Raw genomic sequence first — 20,047 nt, 5'->3', positions numbered from 1 at the left:
CCATCGCTTGCAAGTCCTCGCGTATCCCTGGCCAGCGCCGCCAGGACACTCACTGCACAGGGAATGTGCGTCGCCACACTGCTGAGCGTGTCGGCCTTCCAGGGCGCATGGGCCGCCGGTGAGGCTTCCCCCTCCGCACGCAAACATGCCAGCTTCGGGCAACAACAAGTGTCCAGGGAAGTGGCCGGGCTGGCTGCATGGATTGTGGACTCGGCCGACAACCGGGGCATGCCCTTCATGATTGTCGACAAGGTCAACGCGCAGGTCTTGGTCCTTGACAAGAGTGGACAACTCATAGGCGCAGCGCCGGCCCTGCTGGGCCTGGCACGCGGCGACGACTCCACGCCGGGCATTGGCGAGCGCAAGCTTTCCACCATCCTGGCGCACGAACGCACCACACCGGCCGGCCGGTTTGTCGCTTCGCTGGCCCGCAATCTTCACGGCGTGGAAATACTCTGGATTGACTACGCCACCTCCATCTCCCTGCACAGAGTGGTAAAGGGAACGCCCGCTGAACAGCGCGCCCAGCGCCTGGCCAGCGCCACCCCTGCAGACAACCGTGTCACCTTTGGCTGCATCAATGTCCCTGTCAGTTTTTACGACAGGGTGGTCAGCCCAGCCTTCACCGGCACCGACGGCGTCGTGTACATCCTGCCCGAGACCCGGATCGCTCGCGATGTTTTCGGATCCTATGAGGTTGACGAAAGCGCGCAGCCGCCGGCTCCCCTCGCGCCGCGCTGACCTTCCCGCCACCCCACCCCAGCGGCTCACGGGCGGCTCCATCAGGCCGCATCCAAAGCCGGGCACCTGGGCTGGCTGATAATTTGCGGTTTACGGGCTAACAGGACATCCGGGCGTTCGCCCGTACCATTGCCTGATGCAGCAAGGTCATACCGCCTCCATGAACACCCTTCCCGCCTCAGGCCCCCAGCAGCCCGCCAAGGCCGATGCCCCCGTGCAGCACACCTTTGATGTGGTCATCATCGGCAGCGGCCTGGCCGGACTCAGCACCGCGCTCAAACTGGTGGAAGGCAGCGGTATGGACGGCACCTCGCTTCGCATCGCAGTGCTGACCAAGGGCAAGCTGGCGGACGGCGCCAGCGGCTGGGCACAGGGCGGCATTGCAGCGGTGCTGGCGCAAGGCAAAGAAGGTGATAGCTTTGCGGCCCATATCGCCGACACGCAAGCAGCGGGCGCCTGGCTGTCCGACGAGGCGGCGACGGCTCAAGTCGTCAAGGGCGCACCGGCAGCCATCGCCTGGCTGCAGGCCCAGGGCGTGGCCTTTACGCAGGAGCCCGGCCCCAAAGCGGCGCTGCACCTCACCCGCGAAGGCGGGCACAGCCACAGGCGCATCGTGCACGCGACCGATGCCACCGGCGCCGTTGTTCAGGAAAGCCTGATCGCGGCCGTCCGGGCCCAACCCTGCATCGAGGTGTTTGAGCAGACCACGCTGGTGGACCTGATCGTGCGGAACGACATCGCTACCGGCCGGCCGCGCTGTGTCGGCCTGTATGCGCTGGACAGCCGCGACGACGGCGCGGCCAACGCGGGAGGCGGCATCGTCCGCACCTTTGCCGCACGCCACACCCTGTTGGCCACCGGCGGTGCCGGCAAGGTCTACCTCTACACCAGCAACCCCGATACCGCCACCGGCGACGGCATCGCCGCGGCCTGGCGCGCCGGGTGCCGCGTCGGCAACATGGAGTTCATCCAGTTCCACCCCACCTGCCTGTACCACCCCGAGGCCAAGTCCTTTTTGATCAGCGAAGCGGTGCGCGGCGAAGGCGGCATATTGCGCCTGCCGGAATCGGCAGGCGGCGCGCGCTTCATGCCGTCGCACGATGAACGCGCCGAGCTGGCGCCGCGTGATGTAGTCGCCCGCGCGATTGATTTCGAGATGAAAAAACACGGTGTGGACTGTGTCTACCTGGACATCTCGCACAAGGGCGAAGCGTTTGTGCGGGAGCATTTTCCGACCATCCACGCACGCTGCCTGTCACTCGGTATTGACATCGCACGTCAACCGATTCCCGTCGTACCGGCCGCCCACTACACCTGCGGCGGCGTACTCACCGATCTGGTCGGCCGCACCGATATCGCAAACCTTTACGCGGCGGGCGAAACCGCCTGCACCGGCCTGCACGGCGCCAATCGGCTGGCCAGCAATTCGCTGGTCGAGTGTGTGGTGTTTGCTCACGAAGTGGCAAGCGCTATCAAATCGGAAACCGCTCGCGCCCACCGCACCACCGCTGAAGGCCAAAATGATTCACAGGTTTCACTGCCCGCCTGGGACGAGAGCCAGGTGACCGATGCCGACGAGCAGGTGGTGATCGCCCACAACTGGGACGAACTGCGCCGGCTGATGTGGAACTACGTGGGCATTGTGCGAACCAACAAGCGCCTGGAGCGCGCCGCGCATCGCATCGCGCTGCTGCAGTCGGAAATTGACGAGTTCTATGCGAACTTCCGCGTCACACGCGACCTGCTGGAACTGCGCAACCTGGTGCAGGTGGCCGACCTTATCGTGCGCTCCGCTCAATCCCGCCGCGAAAGCCGCGGCCTGCATTTCAGCCGTGACTACCCCCTCACCGCTGAACAGGCCATTCCCACCGTGCTGGTGCCGCCTGGCAACTGAGCCTTCTCGAACCCTTTTCCCACCACTCTTACCCGGAGCCCCTATGCCTCATTTAACCGTTGAATATTCCAGCAACCTCGCCGGCTTTCCCAAGGCTGAAGTGCTCCAGGCGCTGAACCAGGCGGTTGCCGCCAGCCCTGAAATACAGAACGAATCCGACCTGAAAACCCGGCTGGTCGCGCTGGACAATTTTGAAATCGGCACCGCGCCGGCCTCACGCGCTTTTGTGCATGCCCAGCTGCGCCTGCTGTCGGGCCGCACACCCGAAGCCAAGAAGGACCTGGGCGAGCGCATCGCCCAGGTGTTGCGCCGCCTGACGCCGCGGCCGGCGGGTTTGATGGTGCAGCTGAGCGTGGAGATGGTGGACATGGACCGCGCGTCCTACGTCAAGGAAAAGCTTTAAGCCAGCAGTGACGCCCCGCCGTCCCGCTGGCGCCACAGCATCAGATAGCCCTGCACAGCCTTGGTGCCCTCCACACGGACCTGTATCTCCTTCATGCGCAGCATCTCGAAACCATTGTGCAAAGCGATGCGGTTCAAATAGTCGAGAGAATGCGTGTAGCGGCCCGTGGTATTCAGACGAAAATTGCGAGCATCCGGCGAGTCCGGCGCTTCCTCGTTGACGGCGTCAAGCGATTCCACGGAAAACGCGAACAGTCCGCCGGCACGCAGCAGCCTTTGCGCTTCGCCGAACAATCCGTCCAGCCGCCCGATATAGACAAAGACATCCGTGGAGATCAGCACGTCATAGCTGGAGGCCGCCTCCTCTTTCATCATGGCTAGCAGGTCCATATGTTCAAGCCGGGTGTAGATGCGCCGCGCCTCAGCCCTCACCAGCATGTTGGCGGAGAGGTCAACCCCCACCAGCTCTTTGGCATAAGGGGAAATGGCCAGGCCCGACAAGCCTGTGCCGCAACCCAGATCCAGCACAGACCATTGCCTCACCGCCGGAGTGGAGACCTCGCGGACAAGATCCATCAGTTTTTCCGGCGCATCGTAATGCAGTGTTTGAACCAGATGCGAGTCAAAAGTTTGCGCATACTCATCAAACAGCTGTGCAACGTAGCCGCTGGGCGCGCTGTCCCGGTGCTCTCCTGACAGGGCGGCCACCAGATGCGTCACCGGGCTGTCGGGCTGTAGTTCGACAACCCGCCGGTAGCAGGCGATCGCACCTTCTTTATCCCCGCGCTCCAGAAAAGCGTTTCCAAGGAGTCGATGCGCGACCACATGTTCAGGCGCGAGCTCAATCGCGCGCCGATAACACGTCATGGCTTTCTCGCCTCGTCCCGACGCACTCATGACATTGCCAAGGGCTGCATGGATGTCGGCGTTGGCGGGGTCGATGGCAATTGCCTTTTCATAACACTCGGCGGCCTTTGGGTGTTGGCCGAGATGCCCATAAGCGTCGCCCATCATCTTGTAAGAGACCGCCGCAGTGGGCTCCAGCGCCACCGCCTTGCCGTAGCAAGAAATGGCGCCTGCAAAATCCCGCTGGTTGAACAGCTGGTTACCCAGCAAAAAGCGGAATTCCGCTGAGTTGGGCAAAGCAAGAATGGCTCTTCTGACGACGGCTTTGGCATCCTCGGTCTTGCCGGCTCCAAGCAAAAGATCGAAGAGATCGCGATACGCAAATTCAAAGTCCGGCTTGAGTGCCAGCGCTTGTGTGAAATGCCGGACTGATTCAGGGTGGTCGTCAAGGGCCTTTGCCGCCTTGCCCAGCAGATAGTGCGCGTCGGCAAGAGAAGGGTCTATCGCCAGGGCACGTTCAAGTGCCACGGCAGCTTCCGCGAACTTCTGCTGTTCAACCAAAGAAAATCCCAGGCCGACACAGGCAGCGGCAAAGCGCGGGTTGAGCGACAGCGCCTGTTGGTAACACGCCGCGGCCTCGTCGAGTTGGCCCAAGTTCAGGTGTTGGTCGCCTTGCCTTTTGGCGGCTACTTCCTGGGGCCCTGCAGGGGGCTCCCCGCTCAACAAGATTTTCAGTTCTTCCAGCACGACTTGCCTTTCAATCCAATGTTCACGCTATCGTGGCACATTGTCTCCTCGTCCTGGCGATTGCCAAGCCCTGAGGGCTTTACCTTTACCTAGGCAAGCCGCTCCAGATCCGCCGGTATCCAGCCTCGCAGGCTGTTAACAAAAGCCAGCGCCTCCACGCGCGGCAGGTCCTCAACACGCACCACGGCTTCTTCCTGAATGTGGCCGTCCTGCAACGCACGGGCGCGCCCCACACCCGCCAGCAAGCCGCAGCGCAGCGGCGGCGTGACCCAGCGGCCGTCCAGCAGAAAAGCCACATTGCCGCGCGTGCATTCCGTCAGTTCGCCGTCGGCGTTCCAGAGCAGCGTATCGAACACATCGGGCTGCGCGGGTGTGAAGGCGTCGTAATGGGCGCGCCGGGTGGTCTTGCAGCGGACGAATTCGCCGTGTGCTTCGTCCAACGCACGATTTGCCAGTTGCAAGCGCACACGCGCAAGTGAAGCCGGTAAGGCATAGGCCTCGGCGCGTGCACGACCCCGTGCATCCAGCAACAAACGGACCCGCCACGCGCCCTGGGTGTGTGCATCGGCCACTGACTGCAATGCGCCCTGCACATGCCGCGCATCCCACGGGTAGCCAAAGTGCTGCGCGGCTTGGGCCATGCGCGCCAGGTGGGCATCGGCGTCGCGTAATTGGCCGTCTGCCAGACCCAGCGTTTCCAGCAACTCAAAGGGCGCGCTGGCGCGTTGCACAAAGGCCTGCTTAAGGCTCCATTCACGCCACTCGCCATCGGTCGTCGCGCCCGAGGTGATGCCGCTGCCGATGCCGCAGCGGGCTTCATTGCCGCGTAAGGTCACGGTACGGATCGGCACGTTAAAGGTGGTCCCGCCGCCGGGCCGCAGCACACCCATGGCCCCGCAATACACACCGCGCGGCTCCGGCTCCAGTGCGTGAATCGCCCGCATGGCGCGCACCTTGGGCGCACCGGTGATGGAGCCGCAGGGAAACAGCGCGGCAAACACATCGGCCAGGCTGCAGCCGGGCCGCGTGCGCGCCTCCACGTCCGAGGTCATCTGCCAGACCGCGGGCAGGGCCTCGGTGTGGAACAGGCGCGGCACACGCACGCTGAAAGGTTCGGCGATGCGCGACAGGTCGTTGCGCAGCAGGTCCACGATCATCACGTTTTCGGCGCGCTCCTTGGGCGAATTGCGCAGGGCCTCGGCTAGCGCGGCATCGTCCCCGGGATTGGCACCGCGCGGCGCCGTGCCTTTCATGGGCCGCGTAAGGAGCAAACCTTCGCGCCAGTCGAAGAACAGCTCGGGCGACACCGACAGCAGTTGCTCCTCGCCCGTGTCCAGAAAAGCCGCATAGCCGCCCGGCTGGGCGCGCTGCAGGGCCTGGAACAGGGCCGGCGCGCTGTGCGAATCGACGTCCAGCGCGGCCCGCATCTGCGCCGTGAAATTGACCTGGTAGTACTCGCCATCGGCAATCGCGCGTTGCAATTCGGCCAGCGCGGCCTCAAACGCGGAGCGCGCCATCGCCTCCTGCCACTGAAGCTGCGGTGATGCCTCTTGTACCGGACCAGGCCAGGGCAGCGCCGCGTCATGCACGGCAAACCAGGCCAAAGGCCCATCAGCCGGGTGCACGGCCAGCGCGGCATCAAAAGCAGGCGCGGCTTCATAACGCAAATAGCCCACGCACCAGGCGCCTTGCCGTGCCGCGGCCTGCGCGGCGTCCAGCACCGCGCGCACCTCCTCGGGCCGCCGCGCCACCAGTACTTCGCGGGCTGCGCCAAAGGCCTGGCGCAAACGCGGCCCCTCGGGCTGGCGGGGGTCGGTGAAATCGATGAGCGCTGAAACCGCGTGCGCCACGTGCTGGGCGCCCGTCAGGCCGCGCCTATGTTAGGCACCAGGCCCGTGACCGGCCGCCCTGCCTTCAAGGCTTCGGTGAAGGCCAGCATGCGGTCTATGGGCAAACGGGCACGTTGGCCCAGCGCCGCATCGACCTTGATTTCGTTCGTTCCGGTTTCCAGCACCTGCGCCAGCCCGGCCAGGCCGTTCATGGCCATCCAGGGGCAGTGGGCGCAGCTCTTGCAGGTGGCGCTGTTGCCGGCGGTAGGCGCTTCGATAAAGACTTTGCCCGGGTTCAGCGTGCGCAGCTTGTGCATCATGCCGTTGTCGGTGGCGACGATAAACTCTTTCGCGTCCATCTCGCGCGCGGCCTTCAAGATGCCCGAGGTGGAGCCCACGGCATCGGCCAGCGCGACCACGTCGGCGGGCGATTCGGGATGCACCAGCACTTTGGCACCGGGGTGTTCGGCCTTCAGGGCCTGCAGCTCAAAGGCCTTGAACTCGTCGTGCACGATGCAGGCGCCGTTCCAGAAAACCATGTCGGCGACGGTCTCGCGCTGGATGTAGCCGCCCAGGTGCCGGTCCGGCGCCCAGAGGATTTTCTGGCCCTGGTCTTTCAGCGCGCGCACGATGTCGAGCGCGCAGCTCGATGTCACCAGCCAGTCGGCACGCGCCTTCACGGCCGCGCTGGTGTTGGCGTAGACCACGACCGTACGGTCCGGATGGGCATCGCAGAAGGCGCTGAATTCAGCGGCCGGACAGCCTAGGTCCAGCGAGCAGGTCGCGTCCAGGTCAGGCATGAGCACGCGCTTTTCGGGCGACAGAATCTTTGCCGTCTCGCCCATGAAACGCACGCCGGACACCACCAGGGTCTGCGCCGCATGGTCGCGGCCGAAGCGCGCCATCTCCAGCGAGTCCGAGACCAGGCCGCCGGTTTCTTCGGCCAGATCCTGCAGGTCGGGATGCACGTAATAGTGCGACACCATGACGGCGTTGCGCGCCTTGAGCAGTTCGCGTATGCGGGTTTTGAGCGCGGCGCGCTCGGCCTGGGTGGGTTCGGCCGGCACGCGAGCCCAGGCCTGGTGCGTGCTGCAGGCGCCGGCCGCCTCGGGCTGCTCGTAATCGACGCGAATTGGCACGGCTGTTTGCATGTTCACACCGCCTGCGCATCAAAGCGCATGGAAAAATCAATCGCCCGCACGTCCTTGGTCAGCGTGCCTATGGAGATGCGGTCCACGCCGGTTTCGGCCAGGGTGCGCAGGCCGTCCAGGGTGACGCCGCCGGAAATCTCCAGCACGGCGCGCCCGGCGTTGATGCGCACGGCCTCTTTCAGGTCCGGCAGGCTCATGTTGTCCAGCAGGATCATGCGCGCGCCGGCGTCCAGGGCCTGGGCCAGCTCGCCCAGGTTCTCGACTTCAATCTGCACAAAATCGGCCTGCGCGGCGACTTCGGCCGCGCGTGCCAGCACCTGCGCGATGCCGCCGGCCGCCGCGATGTGGTTTTCCTTGATCAGCACCGCGTCGTACAAACCGACCCGGTGGTTGGTGCCGCCACCCGCCACCACGGCGTATTTCTGCGCGAGCCGCAGGCCGGGCAGGGTCTTGCGCGTGTCGACGATCTGCGCGCGCGTGCCCTTCACGATGTCGACGTAGACCGCCGTCTTGGTCGCCACGGCGCTGAGCAGCTGCAGAAAATTGAGCGCGGTGCGTTCGGCCGAAAGCAGGGCGCGAGCCCGTCCGCGCACCTCGAACACCACCTGGCCGGCTTCGCAGCGCTCGCCGTCCTTCACATGCCAGAGTAGCTGGGCCTGCGGGTCAAGCTGCCGCACCGTGGCCTCCACCCAGGCACTGCCGCAGATGACGGCGCTTTCGCGCGCCAGCACCTGGGCCCGCGTCTGGCGGGCCGCATCGATCAGGCCGGCCGTCAGGTCGCCGGCGCCTATGTCCTCGGCGAGCGCGCGCGCGGCGTCGGCCTGGGCCAAGTCGGCCAGTGCCTGGCTGGAGAAATTAAATGACTTTTTCATGAGCAATCTAAGAAAGAATGGGCACCATACCGTGCACTAAACTATTAAATAGAGCGTAAAACTGTCGCGAATGTTACAGCGGCCGGCCAGATGCCTGAACGCCGCGAAGCGCCCACTCACAATGGCGCTCCCCTTGCCCCTATTTTGATCCACGCCCATCACCATGTTCAGAACCCTGCTTAAATCAAAAATCCACCGCGCCGCGGTGACGCACTGCGAACTCAACTACGAGGGCTCCTGCGCCATCGACGAAGACCTGCTGGACGCCGCCAACCTGGCCGAGAACGAGCAGGTGCACATCTGGAACATCAACAACGGCGAGCGCTTCATCACCTATGCGATACGCGCCGAACGCGGCAGCCGCATCATCTCGGTCAACGGCTCCGCAGCGCGCCGTGCCGCGGTGGGCGACCTGGTCATCATCGCCGCCTTCGCGCAGGTGCATGAAGAGCACGTTGCGGGCTTCAGCCCCAAGCTGGTGTTCGTGAACCCCGACAACCGCATCAAGGAAGAGCGCTCCACCATCCCGGTGCAGCAGCCCTGAGCCGTTTCAGGTCTTTCCCCGCCTCCTTCACACAAGGCCTCATGGACAACGCAGCGATGATCCGGCGCAGCCTGCGCCATGTGTGGCACCCCTGCACGCAGATGAAGCTGCACGAGGCCCAGCCGCCCGTGCCCATCGCGCGCGCCGAAGGCGTGTGGCTTTACGACTTTGAAGGCAGGCGCTACCTGGACGGCGTGAGCTCCTGGTGGGTCAACCTCTTCGGCCACGGCCATCCGCACATCAAGGCGGCGCTGCGGGATCAGCTCGACACGCTGGACCACGTGATGCTGGCCGGCTTCACACACCAGCCCGTGGTGGAACTCTCCGAGCGCCTGGGTGCGCTGACAGGTCTGGGCCATGCCTTTTACGGCAGCGACGGCGCCAGCGCCACCGAGATCGCGCTCAAGATGAGCGCGCATTACTGGCGCAACAGTGGCCGGCCCGAAAAAAGCCGCTTCATTGGTCTCGCCGGCGGCTACCACGGCGAAACCGTGGGCGCGCTGGCGGTGACCGACATCGCACTCTTTCGCGAGGCCTATGCTCCCCTGGTGCGGCTGGCCGCCACCGTGCCCAGCCCCGACGCGCGCGGCGCCCTGGCCGGCGAAAGCCCGGCGGACACGGCACGCCGCACCGCCGCGGGCCTGCAGGCCTGGCTGGAACAGCACCATGCGCAGACCGCCGCACTCATCGTCGAGCCCCTGGTGCAGTGCGCCGCCGGCATGGCCATGCACGATGCAGCCTACCTCCAGGAAGCGCGCGCGCTGTGCGACCGCTACGAGGTGCATTTGATCGCCGACGAAATCGCCACCGGCTTCGGCCGCACCGGCACCATGTTCGCCCACCAGCAGGCCGGCATACGGCCCGACTTCATCTGCCTATCCAAAGGATTGACCGGCGGCACGCTGCCGCTGTCGGCCGTGCTGACCACCGACGCGGTCTATGAAGCCTTTTACGACGACGAGGTGGCGCGCGGTTTCTTGCATTCGCATTCCTACACCGGCAACCCGCTGGCCTGCCGCGCGGCGCTGGCCACGCTGGAGCTGTTCGAGCAGACCAATGCCCTTGCGCGAAACACCGAAACAGCCCGGATGCTGGATGCGGCTTTCGCGCCCCTCACGCAGCACCGCGCCGTGCGGCACGCGCGCCGTCTGGGCATGATCTGGGCCTGGGACGTAGAGCCCGGCAGCCTCCCCCACTTCGCGCGCCGCTACACGCAGCACGCGATGGCCAACGGCGTGCTGCTGCGGCCCATAGGCCAGACGATTTACGCCATGCCGCCTTATGTGATGGATGCGGAATCCGCCCAGCACCTGGCGCGCGGCGCGCTGGCGGCGCTGGAGGCCACGCTGGCTGAAGAAGGCGGTGCGCGTGACTGAAGCGCTGTCGCTGTTTGTGACCGGCACCGACACCGGCGTCGGCAAGACCCTGGCCAGCGCCGGACTGCTGCACGCACTGGCCCGCCACCATGTGCGCGTCGTCGGCATGAAGCCGGTAGCGGCGGGCACGGTTCAGGTCAGTGGCGAAGAGGTCAATGAAGACGTGCTCGCGCTGCGCGCCGCCTCCAATTACCGCGTGCCGCCCGAACTCGACAACCCGGTGCTGCTGCCCGACCCGGTGTCGCCGCACATCGCCGCGGCCCGTGCCGGCACACAGATCGACATCGCCCATTTGGTGGCCTGCCAGCGCCGCCTCGCGCAGCTTGCTGACGCCGTGGTGGTGGAAGGCGCAGGCGGCTTCCTGGTGCCGCTGTCGGACAGCGAAACCGGCGCCGACCTGGCCCAGGCCCTGGGCCTGCCGGTGCTGCTGGTGGTCGGCCTGCGCCTGGGTTGCCTGAACCACGCGCTGCTCAGCGCCGAAGCGATACGCGCACGCGGCCTCACGCTGGCGGGCTGGGTGGCCAACCACGTCGATGCCGCCATGCTGGCGCAAGAGGACAACATCGCCTTCCTGCGGAAAACACTGCAGGCGCCGCTGCTGGCCACCATCCAACACCAGGCCGCGCCCGACCCGCGCTCCATCCACTTTGAGCTTCCCTCCACATGGCAATGACAATGACTGCTTCCTGGCTTGATGAATTCCCGGCGCGCCTGGCCGAACTGGATGATGCCCACCTGCGCCGCCAACGCCGCGCGGTACGGCCCGAAAGCGGCGCGCGCCTGACGGTCGACGGCCGGAGCATGCTGGCTTTTTGCAGCAACGACTACCTGGGCCTGGCCACGCACCCGGTCCTGGTGCAAGCCGCCTGCGAAGGCGCACAAACTTATGGCGTGGGGGCCGGCGCCTCGCCACTGGTCAGCGGCCACAGCGAGGCCAACGCCGCGCTGGAGCGCGAGCTCGCGGCCTTTGTGGGCTTGCCGCGCGCGCTGTATTTTTATGCGGGTTATGCCACCAACATCGGCATCGTGCCGGCGCTGGTGGGTGCCGGCGACGCGATTTTTTCGGATGCACTCAACCACGCCTGCCTGATAGACGGCGCGCGGCTATCGCGCGCGCAGATACACCGCTACGCCCATGCCGACCTCAATGCGCTAGAAAACGAACTCGTGCGCAGCGAGGCGCCGCGCAAGCTGGTAATCAGCGACGCCGTCTTCAGCATGGACGGCGACAGCGCCGACATCCCCGCGCTGCTGGCACTGTGCGAACGCCACGACGCCCTGCTGCTGCTGGACGACGCCCACGGCTTTGGCGTACTGGGCCCGCAGGGCCGGGGCAGCCTGGCCGCCGCCGGCCTGCATGGCGCCCAGGCTTCGCGCCGCGTGCTCTACATGGCCACGCTAGGCAAGGCCGCCGGTGTGGCCGGCGCCTTTGTGGCCGGCGACGAGGCCTTGGTCGAATGGCTGCTGCAAAAAACCCGCAGCTATATTTTTGCCACCGCCGCGCCCGCGCTGCTGGCCAGTGCGCTACGCGCCAGCCTGAAGGTCATCGAGCAGGACGAGTGGCGGCGCGCGCATTTGCAGCGCCTCATCGCGCGCCTGCGCAGCGGCCTTGCAGCAGGCCTTGAAGGCAGCGGCTGGCAGCTGTCGGCCTCGCAAACCGCCATCCAGCCGCTGCTGATAGGCGCCAACGACCAAGCCCTGGCCGTGATGGAGGGCCTGCGCGCGCGCGGCATCTGGGTGCCGGCGATACGCCCGCCCACCGTGCCCGAAGGCACGGCGCGCCTGCGCATCGCCCTGTCGGCCGCGCACAGCGAAGCCGACGTCGACCAGTTGCTTGAAGCCCTGGGCACGCTGGCCAAGCAGGCCGTTTAATCACCCAAAAATCTCTTCAGCTAGACTCCAAAACCCATCCCCTGGAAGGAAGAACAATGTCCCACGTTGCAGAACAAACCGTCACCTTGCACCGCCCCCGGCCCAAGACCGAGCCGGCCCCCGCCGGCACCCAGCGCTGGAGCGTGGACGCCATCGAGGCGCTGTTCAACCTGCCCTTCCCTGAATTGATGCACCGCGCGCAGACCGTGCACCGCGAAAACTTCGATCCCACACGTGTCGAGTTCGCCACCTTGCTGTCGGTCAAGACCGGCGGCTGCGCCGAAGACTGCGGCTACTGCCCGCAGGCCGCGCGCTACGACACCGGCGTGGAAGCCAGCAAACTCATGGAGCCGGCCGAGGTGCTGGCCGCCGCGCAGCGCGCGCAAGCGGCAGGCGCCACGCGCTTTTGCATGGGCGCGGCCTGGCGCTCGCCCAAAGACCGCGACATCGAAAAAGTCGCCGAACTGGTTCGCACCGTCAAAGCCCTGGGCCTGGAAACCTGCGCCACCCTGGGCATGCTGGAAGACGGCCATGCGCAAACCCTGCAAAGCGCGGGCCTGGACTACTACAACCACAACCTGGACAGCGCGCCCGATTTTTACGGCGACATCATCACCACCCGCGACTACCAGGACCGCCTGGACACGCTGGCACGCGTGCGCAGCGCGGGCGTCAAGGTCTGCTGCGGCGGCATCGTCGGCATGGGCGAGACGCGCCGCCAACGCGCCGGCCTGGTGGCCGAGCTGGCCAACCTGACGCCCTACCCCGAGTCGGTGCCCATCAACAACCTGGTAAAGATTGAAGGCACACCGCTGGCCAACCAGGCCGACCTGGACCCGTTTGAGTTCGTGCGCACGATTGCCGTGGCGCGCATCACCATGCCGACCGCCCGCGTGCGCCTGTCGGCCGGCCGCCAGCAAATGGGCGACGGCGTGCAGGCCCTGTGTTTCCTGGCCGGCGCCAATTCGATTTTTTATGGCGACAAGCTGCTGACCACCGGCAACCCCGACACCGAGGCCGACGTCAAGCTGCTGGAACGACTGGGCATGAGCCGGTCCGCACCCGAAACGCGCTAACACGCACTGCTTGTCTGGGCTCTCTAAACCGCCCGCCAAAAAGCACGGTGAAGCTGGTTAGACTCTCGCTAAATTCTGGATCGCTGCCATGACCTCCCCTTCCAACACCTCGGTCACGCCCTACGGCACGCTGCCGCCCTCCTCCACGCCCTCAACGCGCAAGCCGATCAGCTTGCCACGCCTGCGCGAAATGCAGGCGCACGGCGAAAAAATCACCATGCTGACGGCCTACGACGCGACCTTCGCAGCCGTGGCCGACGCGGCGGGTGTGGAATGCATTCTGGTGGGCGATTCGCTGGGCATGGTTTGCCAGGGCCTGACCAGCACCGTCGGCGTGACGCTGGAGACCATGCGCCACCATACCGAATGCGTGGCCAACGGCCTGCGCCGTTCGCAGGCCACGGCCTGGCTGATAGGCGACCTGCCTTTCGGCAGTTACCACGAATCGAAAGAACAGGCGCTGCGCAGCGCCGTGGTGCTGATGCAGGCCGGCGCCCACATGGTCAAGCTCGAAGGCGGCGGCTGGACGGCCGAGACCGTGCGCTTTCTGGTCGAGCGCGGCATTCCCGTCTGCGCCCACCTGGGCCTGACGCCGCAGACCGTGCATGCGCTGGGCGGCTACCGCGTGCAGGGCAAGGGCGAGGAGGCCGCCGCCACGCTCAAGCGCCATGCCCACGAGCTGCAGGACGCCGGCGCCGCCATGATGGTGCTGGAGATGGTGCCCGCGGCCCTGTCGGCCGAACTGACGAAGGAACTGACGCATTGCGCCACCATAGGCATAGGCGCGGGCAGCGGCACGGCCGGCCAGGTGCTGGTGCTGCACGACATGCTGGGCATGAACCTGGGCAAGATGCCGAAGTTCGTGCGCAACTTCATGGAAGGTGCTGACAACAAGACCGCCAGCGTGCGCGGCGCGATGGAAGCTTATGTGCGCGCCGTCAAGGACGGCAGCTTTCCGGTCAACGCCCAGCACGCGTGGTGAGTCCCTCTCCCTTGCGCCACCCTTTTCTGGAGACATGATGCAGATCGTCCACACCATCCCCGAACTGCGCGAGGCCCTCGCCCCCTACAAGCGCCCGGCCTTTGTGCCCACCATGGGCAACCTGCACGACGGCCACATCGCGCTCGTCAAGCAGGCCAAGCCGCTGGGCGACGTGAGCGTCTCCAGCATCTTCGTGAACCGCCTGCAGTTCGCGCCGCATGAGGACTTCGACAGCTACCCGCGCACCCTGGACGCCGACGCCGAGCGCCTGGAGGCCGCCGGCTGCAACGTGCTGTTCGCCCCGCTCGAGAAACACCTGTACCCTGAGCCGCAAACCTACAAGGTGCACCCGGCCACGGACTTGAGCGACATCCTGGAAGGCCATTTCCGGCCCGGCTTTTTCATCGGCGTGAGCACCGTGGTGCTCAAGCTGTTTTCCTGCGTGTTCGCCGGCATGCCCACGGGTGTGGCGGCTTTCGGCAAGAAGGACTACCAGCAGGTCATGGTGGTGCGCCGCATGGTGCAGCAGTTCGCGCTGCCCATCGAGATCCTGGCCGGCGAGACCCAGCGCGCCGAAGACGGCCTGGCGCTGTCCTCGCGCAACGGCTACCTGAGCGCGGCCGAACGCGCCGAGGCCGTGGAACTGTCCAAAGCCATACGTGCGCTGGGCGAAGCCGCCCGCGCCAGCGACACGCCCGACCTGCCCGCGCTGGAAGCCCAGGCCATGCAGGCCCTGGCGCGCCGCGGCTGGAAACCCGACTACCTCACCGTGCGCCGCCGCGCCGACCTGCTGGCGCCGCAAGGCCCGCTGGCCGGCGAGCCGCTGGTGGTACTGGGTGCGGCCAAGCTGGGCAGCACGCGGCTGATAGACAACCTGGAAATCTAGGCCGGCAATGCACATCAAACCCATAGACCCGCTGTCACCCGAAGCGCAATCATTGCTTGCGCAATCCGACGCCTATATGGCGGCGCTCTACCCTGCTGAAAGCAACCACCTGGAAAGCGCAGAGGCGCTGCGCCAGCCCCATGTGCTGTTTGTGGGCGCCCACCTCGACGGCGCGCTGGTGGGCTGCGGCGCGGTCAAGACGCTGGACGATGACGGGACCTACGGCGAAATCAAGCGCGTCTTTGTGCTGGACGCGCACCGCGGCAAGGGACTATCCAAAGCCATCATGCAAACACTGGAGGCCCACCTTGCAGCCGGCGGCGTGGGCCTGGCCCGGCTGGAAACCGGCATCCACCAGCCCGAGGCGCTGGGCCTTTATGCAAAGCTCGGCTATGTGGCGCGGGAACCGTTTGGCTCCTATGCACCCGACCCCTTGAGCGTCTTTATGGAAAAGCCGCTCGCGTGAGCACGCTGTCCATACGGCTGGCCGCCCCGGCCGACCTGGCGGCGGTGGCCGCGCTGTTCGACGCCTACCGGCAGTTTTACGAACAGCCCGCAGACGCGAGCCTGGCGCTGCAGTTCATCGGCGAACGCATGCGTAGGCAGGAGTCGGTGATCCTGGTCGCGCAAGCTGCGGGCACCCTCGTGGGCTTCTGCCAGCTCTACCCCAGTTTCTGCTCGGTGATCGCCCAGCCGATCTGCACGCTTTACGATCTCTATGTGGCGCCCGAAGCACGCCAGACTGGCGCCGGCCGCGCGCTGATGCACGCGGCCCATGCGCACGCACAGCAAAACGGCTTTGCGCGGCTGGACCTCAGCACCGCCAGGACCAACCACAAGGCGCAGGCCTTGTATGAATCCTTGGGCTGGGTGCGCGACGAGGTCTTCCTGTACTACAACAAGGCGGTTCCCGGGACGGTTGCGCCGGCCTGATCAGGTCAAACGCGCTGACGGGCAAGGCCCGCCTTGGGGTATAAAGTTCCATAGCCCCCACGTTCCCAGGAGTTCCGCCATGGCCATTCCCCACGCCGCATCCGGGCAGCTCGTTGACGTCCAGCCGCTGGCAGGCAAGCTCTCCAAGGGCCGCACCGTCGCGCTGTTCAAAAGCGAGGAACTGGAGGTCATGCGCCTTATCGTGCCGGCCGGCAAGACTGTGCCTTCGCACCAGGTCAAGGGCGAAATCACCGTCCAGTGCCTGGAAGGCGAAGTGGCTTTCACCGCGAACGGCCAGACCCAGCCCATGAAAGCCGGCCAGTTGCTCTGGCTGGCCGGCGGCGTGCCGCACGGGCTCACGGCGGTGCGGGACTCGTCGCTGCTGGTGACACTGCATTTGCGAAAATAGGCGCGCGGGAAGCTCCGGCGCGAGTTCGGGGATCAGGCCAGCTCGGCCGTAGGCCCGCGGCCCATCAGCATCGCCACCGCTTCGGCGGGCTGAAGCTTGCCATCCAGCAAGGCGACCACGCTTTGCGCGATCGGCATCTCCACGCCCAGGCCGGCGGCGCGCTGCACCACGGTGCGGGCGCAGTACACGCCTTCGGCGACATGGCCCAGCGAGGCCACCGCCTGCGCCAGGGTCTGGCCCTGGGCCAGCAGCAGGCCGACCTTGCGGTTGCGGCTCAAATCGCCGGTGGCCGTGAGCACCAGGTCGCCCAGGCCCGAGAGACCGGTGAAGGTTTCGGCGCGCGCCCCCAGAGCCACACCCAGGCGCGTCATTTCGGCCAGGCCTCGCGTAATGAGGGCAGCGCGGGCATTGAGGCCCAATTGCAGGCCGTCGCACAGGCCGGTGGCGATGGCCAGCACGTTCTTGACGGCGCCGCCCACCTCCACGCCCACAACGTCGTCATTGGCGTACACGCGCAGCGTGGCGCCGTGGAAGGCGGCGACCAGCGCGTCGCGCACCTCGGCATGTTCGCTGGCCGCGACCAGCGCCGTCGGCTGGCCGCGCGCGACTTCCAGCGCAAAGCTGGGGCCGCTGAGCACGCCGGCCCTTAAACCGGGGGCGGCCTGCGCGCGTATTTCGTGGACCATCAAGCCGAAAGGTGAGGCCGCGGCGTCCACCGGGGCTTCAAAGCCCTTGCTGAGCCAGGCCACGGGCGCGCCGGCATCCCGCAGGCTGTGCAGCATGCCGCGGGCGGCCGATACCGGCGTCGCGAGGATGATGAGGTCTTGCCCGGCCAGCGCCTGGGCCAACGGCGCGTCGCCGCCCTGCAGCACCAGGGCGGCGGGCAAGGCGATGCCGGGCAGGTAACGGGCATTGACACGCCCGGACCGCAGGCCGGCAAGCTGGGCGGCATCGCGCGCCCACAGGGTGACCTGGTGGCGCGAGGCGCTGCTGACGGCCAGCGCAGTGCCCCAGGCACCCGCGCCAATGACCAGTATTTTCATGGGGGTGTCACGCGGACATCATGAGGCGGCCGGGAGCATCCCGGCGGGCCCTCAGACGATGATCTGGGACGGAGCCGGCGTGGCGGCCGCGGCTTCCGCCTGTTGCTGCTCGTACATGGCCTGGAAGTTGATTTCGGCCATGTGCACGGGCGGGAAACCGCCGCGCTGGATCACGTCGGCCACGTTGCCGCGCAGGTAGGGGTAGACGATTTGCGGGCAGGCGATGCCCAGGATGGCGCCCAGCTGTTCGGGCGGCACATTGCGGATTTCAAAAATGCCGGCCTGCTTGGCTTCGACGAGAAACACCGTCTTGTCGGCGATCTTGGTCTGCACGGTGGCCGTCACGGCAACTTCGAACAGGCCTTCGGCGATAGGGGTGGCGCCCACGCCCAGCTGGATGTCCACGCTGGGCTGCTCCTGGTTCAGCAGGATTTCGGGGGAATTGGGCTGCTCCAGCGACACGTCCTTGAGGTAAACGCGCTGGATCTGGAATACGGGGTCAAGATTGGCTTCAGCCATGGTGTTCTTTCGGGTGCTGGGAGGGAATCGATGCGCCGGCGGGCCGGCGGCCAGCGCGCATTATCTCAGGCAATTCCTGCCTCAAAAATTCAGGCTGGATTATTCAGGAGAGGCATGAGGCCGCCGCGGCCGTCGAGAGCCATCAGGTCGTCGCAGCCGCCCACATGGGTCTCGCCGATGAAGATCTGCGGCACTGTGCGCCGGCCGGTGATGTCCATCATCTTCTGGCGTTCGCCGGGCACCATGTCGACGCGGATTTCATCGAGTTCGGTGACGCCGCGCTGTTTGAGCAGCTGTTTGGCCTGGATGCAGTATGGGCAGGTGCCGGTGGTGTAGATCTTGACGGTTTGCATGGTGTCTCCGGATCGCGCCGGCGTGGGCGCGGCGCGGGAAAAGTGGATGAATCAGGACTTGCCGGGTGAGGCAGGTTTCATGCCCGCTTTGCCCGGCCAAGCCTTGTTCAGGCCTTTTCCAGGGGAAGGTTAGCCTCTTTCCAGGCTTTGAGCCCGCCACCCAGCGATTGGGCTTGCTCGTAACCGAGCTTTTTGGCCACGGCGACGGCGCGGCCGGCACGCGCACCGGTGGCGCAGACCAGAATCAGGGGCAGGGCTTTGTTCTTGACCGTCAGGGGCAATTTTTCTTCCAGCTCGCTGAAAGGCACGTTTTTGGCGCCCGTGACGTGGCCGGCGGCGAATTCATCCGCTTCGCTGACATCCACGACCACCGCTTTTTCGCGGTTGATCAGCTGCACCGCGCCGCTGGCGGTCAGCGCGCCGGCGTTCATCGCGCCGGAAATCATGGGCCAAACCAGCATGCCACCCGAGGCGAGTGCTATCGAAATCAGCATCCAGTTATCGATCAGAAATTTCACGGTAAACCCTTTGTGTATTTTTCAGCTAACCCGTGATTTTAGAATGGAGGGAGAAACCGCCCCGCCGGGCAGCCTCCCAATTCCCTTTATTTCCCCCTTTTTTCAACTCCCCACCCCTTCCGACCATGTACAAACTCGTGCTCATACGCCACGGCGAATCGACCTGGAACCTTGAAAACCGCTTCACCGGCTGGACCGACGTGGATCTCACGGAGACCGGTATTGAACAGGCCAAAAATGCCGGCAGGCTGCTCAAAAGCGAGGGCTATGAGTTCGACCTGGCCTACACCAGCGTGCTCAAGCGGGCGACCCGCACACTTTGGCACACGCTGGACGAGATGGACCGCACCTGGCTGCCCGTGGTGCACAGCTGGCGCCTCAACGAGCGGCACTATGGCGCCCTGCAGGGGCTGAACAAGGCCGAAACCGCGAAAAAATTCGGCGACGAGCAGGTGCTGGTCTGGCGCCGCAGCTACGACACCCCGCCGCCGCCGCTGGAGGCGAACGACCCGCGCGGCGAACGCGATGACCCGCGCTACGCCAAACTGCAGCCCGGCCAGGTGCCGCTGACCGAATGCCTCAAGGACACCGTGGAGCGCGTGCTGCCCTTCTGGAATGAATCCATGGCGCCCGCCATCAAGGCCGGCAAGCGCATCGTGGTCGCGGCGCACGGCAATTCCATACGCGCCCTGGTGAAATACCTGGACAACATCTCCGACAGCGACATCGTGGGGCTCAACATCCCCAACGGCATTCCGCTGGTCTATGAGCTGGATGCCAACCTCAAACCCCTGCGCCACTACTACCTGGGCGACAGCGAGGCTGCGGCCAAAGCCGCCGCCGCGGTGGGCGCCCAGGGAAAAGCCTGATCCCGCGCAGGGGCTTAGCCGCCCGGATTTTTGTAAAAGTCCTGTAAATAGCCGTCTGTTTCGCTTCTTTTTTCGCGCGACGCCGTGACTAGGGTGGAACTGGAGGCCCCGGCCTTTCTCCAAGGTGTATATTGCTTCCCACGGGGGGAACAAGGGTTTCCCAACGGCTTACGAAGGTATTTTTT

The 20,047-nt window shown here is 65.7% G+C and carries 22 protein-coding genes; 14 read left to right on the top strand and 8 right to left on the bottom strand.

Features of this window, described 5'->3' with window-relative positions:
* Positions 1 to 63 precede the first annotated feature (63 nt).
* The 3 genes from ACEN8I_RS06820 to ACEN8I_RS06810 all read left to right on the top strand — a co-directional run bounded on the left by ACEN8I_RS06820 (position 64) and on the right by ACEN8I_RS06810 (position 3,038).
* Positions 64 to 741, top strand: coding sequence for a hypothetical protein (locus ACEN8I_RS06820; protein ID WP_413327560.1), 678 nt, complete (start codon positions 64 to 66; stop codon positions 739 to 741).
* A gap of 160 nt (positions 742 to 901) precedes the next feature.
* Complete coding sequence (gene nadB / locus ACEN8I_RS06815; RefSeq protein ID WP_413327559.1) at positions 902 to 2,635, top strand: L-aspartate oxidase; 1,734 nt, start codon at positions 902 to 904, stop codon at positions 2,633 to 2,635.
* Positions 2,636 to 2,678: 43 nt separating this feature from the next.
* On the top strand, positions 2,679 to 3,038 hold the full coding sequence (locus tag ACEN8I_RS06810) for a 5-carboxymethyl-2-hydroxymuconate Delta-isomerase (RefSeq protein WP_413327558.1): 360 nt from the start codon (positions 2,679 to 2,681) through the stop codon (positions 3,036 to 3,038).
* Here the strand turns inward: ACEN8I_RS06810 and ACEN8I_RS06805 are convergent.
* The 4 genes from ACEN8I_RS06805 to nadC all read right to left on the bottom strand — a co-directional run bounded on the left by ACEN8I_RS06805 (position 3,035) and on the right by nadC (position 8,482).
* Entirely contained in the window at positions 3,035 to 4,630 is a 1,596-nt protein-coding gene (locus ACEN8I_RS06805) for a tetratricopeptide repeat protein (RefSeq protein ID WP_413327557.1), read from the bottom strand. The two genes, ACEN8I_RS06810 and ACEN8I_RS06805, sit on opposite strands and share 4 nt — an antisense overlap.
* An 89-nt stretch (positions 4,631 to 4,719) precedes the next feature.
* Complete coding sequence (gene pabB, locus ACEN8I_RS06800) at positions 4,720 to 6,480, bottom strand: aminodeoxychorismate synthase component I (protein ID WP_413327556.1); 1,761 nt, start codon at positions 6,478 to 6,480, stop codon at positions 4,720 to 4,722.
* Positions 6,481 to 6,494: 14 nt separating this feature from the next.
* Entirely contained in the window at positions 6,495 to 7,610 is a 1,116-nt protein-coding gene (nadA, locus tag ACEN8I_RS06795) for a quinolinate synthase NadA (protein WP_413327555.1), read from the bottom strand.
* Positions 7,611 to 7,612: 2 nt separating this feature from the next.
* A complete protein-coding gene (gene nadC, locus ACEN8I_RS06790) occupies positions 7,613 to 8,482 on the bottom strand; it encodes a carboxylating nicotinate-nucleotide diphosphorylase (RefSeq protein WP_413327554.1) in 870 nt (289 codons plus the stop codon).
* 163 nt (positions 8,483 to 8,645) lie between these two features.
* Here nadC and panD point away from each other — a divergent pair, with 163 nt between their 5' ends.
* The 10 genes from panD to ACEN8I_RS06740 all read left to right on the top strand — a co-directional run bounded on the left by panD (position 8,646) and on the right by ACEN8I_RS06740 (position 16,560).
* Complete coding sequence (gene panD, locus ACEN8I_RS06785) at positions 8,646 to 9,026, top strand: aspartate 1-decarboxylase (protein ID WP_007867856.1); 381 nt, start codon at positions 8,646 to 8,648, stop codon at positions 9,024 to 9,026.
* A gap of 41 nt (positions 9,027 to 9,067) precedes the next feature.
* Complete coding sequence (locus tag ACEN8I_RS06780; RefSeq protein ID WP_413327553.1) at positions 9,068 to 10,402, top strand: adenosylmethionine--8-amino-7-oxononanoate transaminase; 1,335 nt, start codon at positions 9,068 to 9,070, stop codon at positions 10,400 to 10,402.
* Positions 10,389 to 11,075 (top strand): dethiobiotin synthase, encoded by a 687-nt coding sequence (gene bioD, locus ACEN8I_RS06775; protein WP_413327552.1) that lies wholly within the window; start codon positions 10,389 to 10,391, stop codon positions 11,073 to 11,075. Before ACEN8I_RS06780 ends, bioD begins: the two co-directional genes overlap by 14 nt.
* Before the next feature lie 2 nt (positions 11,076 to 11,077).
* Positions 11,078 to 12,274, top strand: a complete 1,197-nt coding sequence (gene bioF, locus ACEN8I_RS06770) for an 8-amino-7-oxononanoate synthase (protein ID WP_413327551.1) — start codon at positions 11,078 to 11,080, stop codon at positions 12,272 to 12,274.
* A 56-nt stretch (positions 12,275 to 12,330) separates the two neighbouring features.
* Positions 12,331 to 13,350 carry a biotin synthase BioB gene (bioB, locus tag ACEN8I_RS06765; protein WP_413327550.1) on the top strand — a complete coding sequence of 340 codons (1,020 nt, stop codon included), beginning with the start codon at positions 12,331 to 12,333 and terminating at the stop codon, positions 13,348 to 13,350.
* Between the two features lie 88 nt (positions 13,351 to 13,438).
* Complete coding sequence (gene panB / locus ACEN8I_RS06760; protein ID WP_413327549.1) at positions 13,439 to 14,332, top strand: 3-methyl-2-oxobutanoate hydroxymethyltransferase; 894 nt, start codon at positions 13,439 to 13,441, stop codon at positions 14,330 to 14,332.
* A 37-nt stretch (positions 14,333 to 14,369) separates the two neighbouring features.
* On the top strand, positions 14,370 to 15,218 hold the full coding sequence (gene panC / locus ACEN8I_RS06755; RefSeq protein WP_413327548.1) for a pantoate--beta-alanine ligase: 849 nt from the start codon (positions 14,370 to 14,372) through the stop codon (positions 15,216 to 15,218).
* Positions 15,219 to 15,225: 7 nt separating this feature from the next.
* Positions 15,226 to 15,684 carry a GNAT family N-acetyltransferase gene (locus tag ACEN8I_RS06750; RefSeq protein WP_413327547.1) on the top strand — a complete coding sequence of 153 codons (459 nt, stop codon included), beginning with the start codon at positions 15,226 to 15,228 and terminating at the stop codon, positions 15,682 to 15,684.
* Positions 15,681 to 16,151, top strand: coding sequence for an N-acetyltransferase family protein (locus ACEN8I_RS06745; RefSeq protein ID WP_413327546.1), 471 nt, complete (start codon positions 15,681 to 15,683; stop codon positions 16,149 to 16,151). Before ACEN8I_RS06750 ends, ACEN8I_RS06745 begins: the two co-directional genes overlap by 4 nt.
* A gap of 79 nt (positions 16,152 to 16,230) precedes the next feature.
* Complete coding sequence (locus ACEN8I_RS06740) at positions 16,231 to 16,560, top strand: cupin domain-containing protein (protein ID WP_413327545.1); 330 nt, start codon at positions 16,231 to 16,233, stop codon at positions 16,558 to 16,560.
* 32 nt (positions 16,561 to 16,592) lie between these two features.
* Here ACEN8I_RS06740 and ACEN8I_RS06735 read toward each other — a convergent pair whose 3' ends face one another.
* The 4 genes from ACEN8I_RS06735 to ACEN8I_RS06720 all read right to left on the bottom strand — a co-directional run bounded on the left by ACEN8I_RS06735 (position 16,593) and on the right by ACEN8I_RS06720 (position 18,993).
* Complete coding sequence (locus ACEN8I_RS06735) at positions 16,593 to 17,603, bottom strand: NAD(P)H-dependent glycerol-3-phosphate dehydrogenase (protein ID WP_413327544.1); 1,011 nt, start codon at positions 17,601 to 17,603, stop codon at positions 16,593 to 16,595.
* A 51-nt stretch (positions 17,604 to 17,654) separates the two neighbouring features.
* A complete protein-coding gene (gene secB / locus ACEN8I_RS06730; protein ID WP_074577983.1) occupies positions 17,655 to 18,122 on the bottom strand; it encodes a protein-export chaperone SecB in 468 nt (155 codons plus the stop codon).
* A gap of 89 nt (positions 18,123 to 18,211) precedes the next feature.
* Positions 18,212 to 18,475, bottom strand: coding sequence for a glutaredoxin 3 (gene grxC / locus ACEN8I_RS06725; protein ID WP_007867884.1), 264 nt, complete (start codon positions 18,473 to 18,475; stop codon positions 18,212 to 18,214).
* Positions 18,476 to 18,582: 107 nt separating this feature from the next.
* A complete protein-coding gene (locus ACEN8I_RS06720) occupies positions 18,583 to 18,993 on the bottom strand; it encodes a rhodanese-like domain-containing protein (RefSeq protein ID WP_413327543.1) in 411 nt (136 codons plus the stop codon).
* A gap of 125 nt (positions 18,994 to 19,118) precedes the next feature.
* Here ACEN8I_RS06720 and gpmA point away from each other — a divergent pair, with 125 nt between their 5' ends.
* Positions 19,119 to 19,862 (top strand): 2,3-diphosphoglycerate-dependent phosphoglycerate mutase, encoded by a 744-nt coding sequence (gpmA, locus tag ACEN8I_RS06715; protein ID WP_413327542.1) that lies wholly within the window; start codon positions 19,119 to 19,121, stop codon positions 19,860 to 19,862.
* The last annotated feature ends 185 nt before the right edge of the window (positions 19,863 to 20,047 follow it).

The organism is Polaromonas sp. CT11-55 (genome assembly GCF_047303325.1).
In the GTDB taxonomy this organism is placed as follows: domain Bacteria; phylum Pseudomonadota; class Gammaproteobacteria; order Burkholderiales; family Burkholderiaceae_C; genus Polaromonas.
The sequence above is the reverse complement of the archived record's forward strand: the minus strand, read 5'-3'. Positions and strand labels throughout refer to the sequence as shown.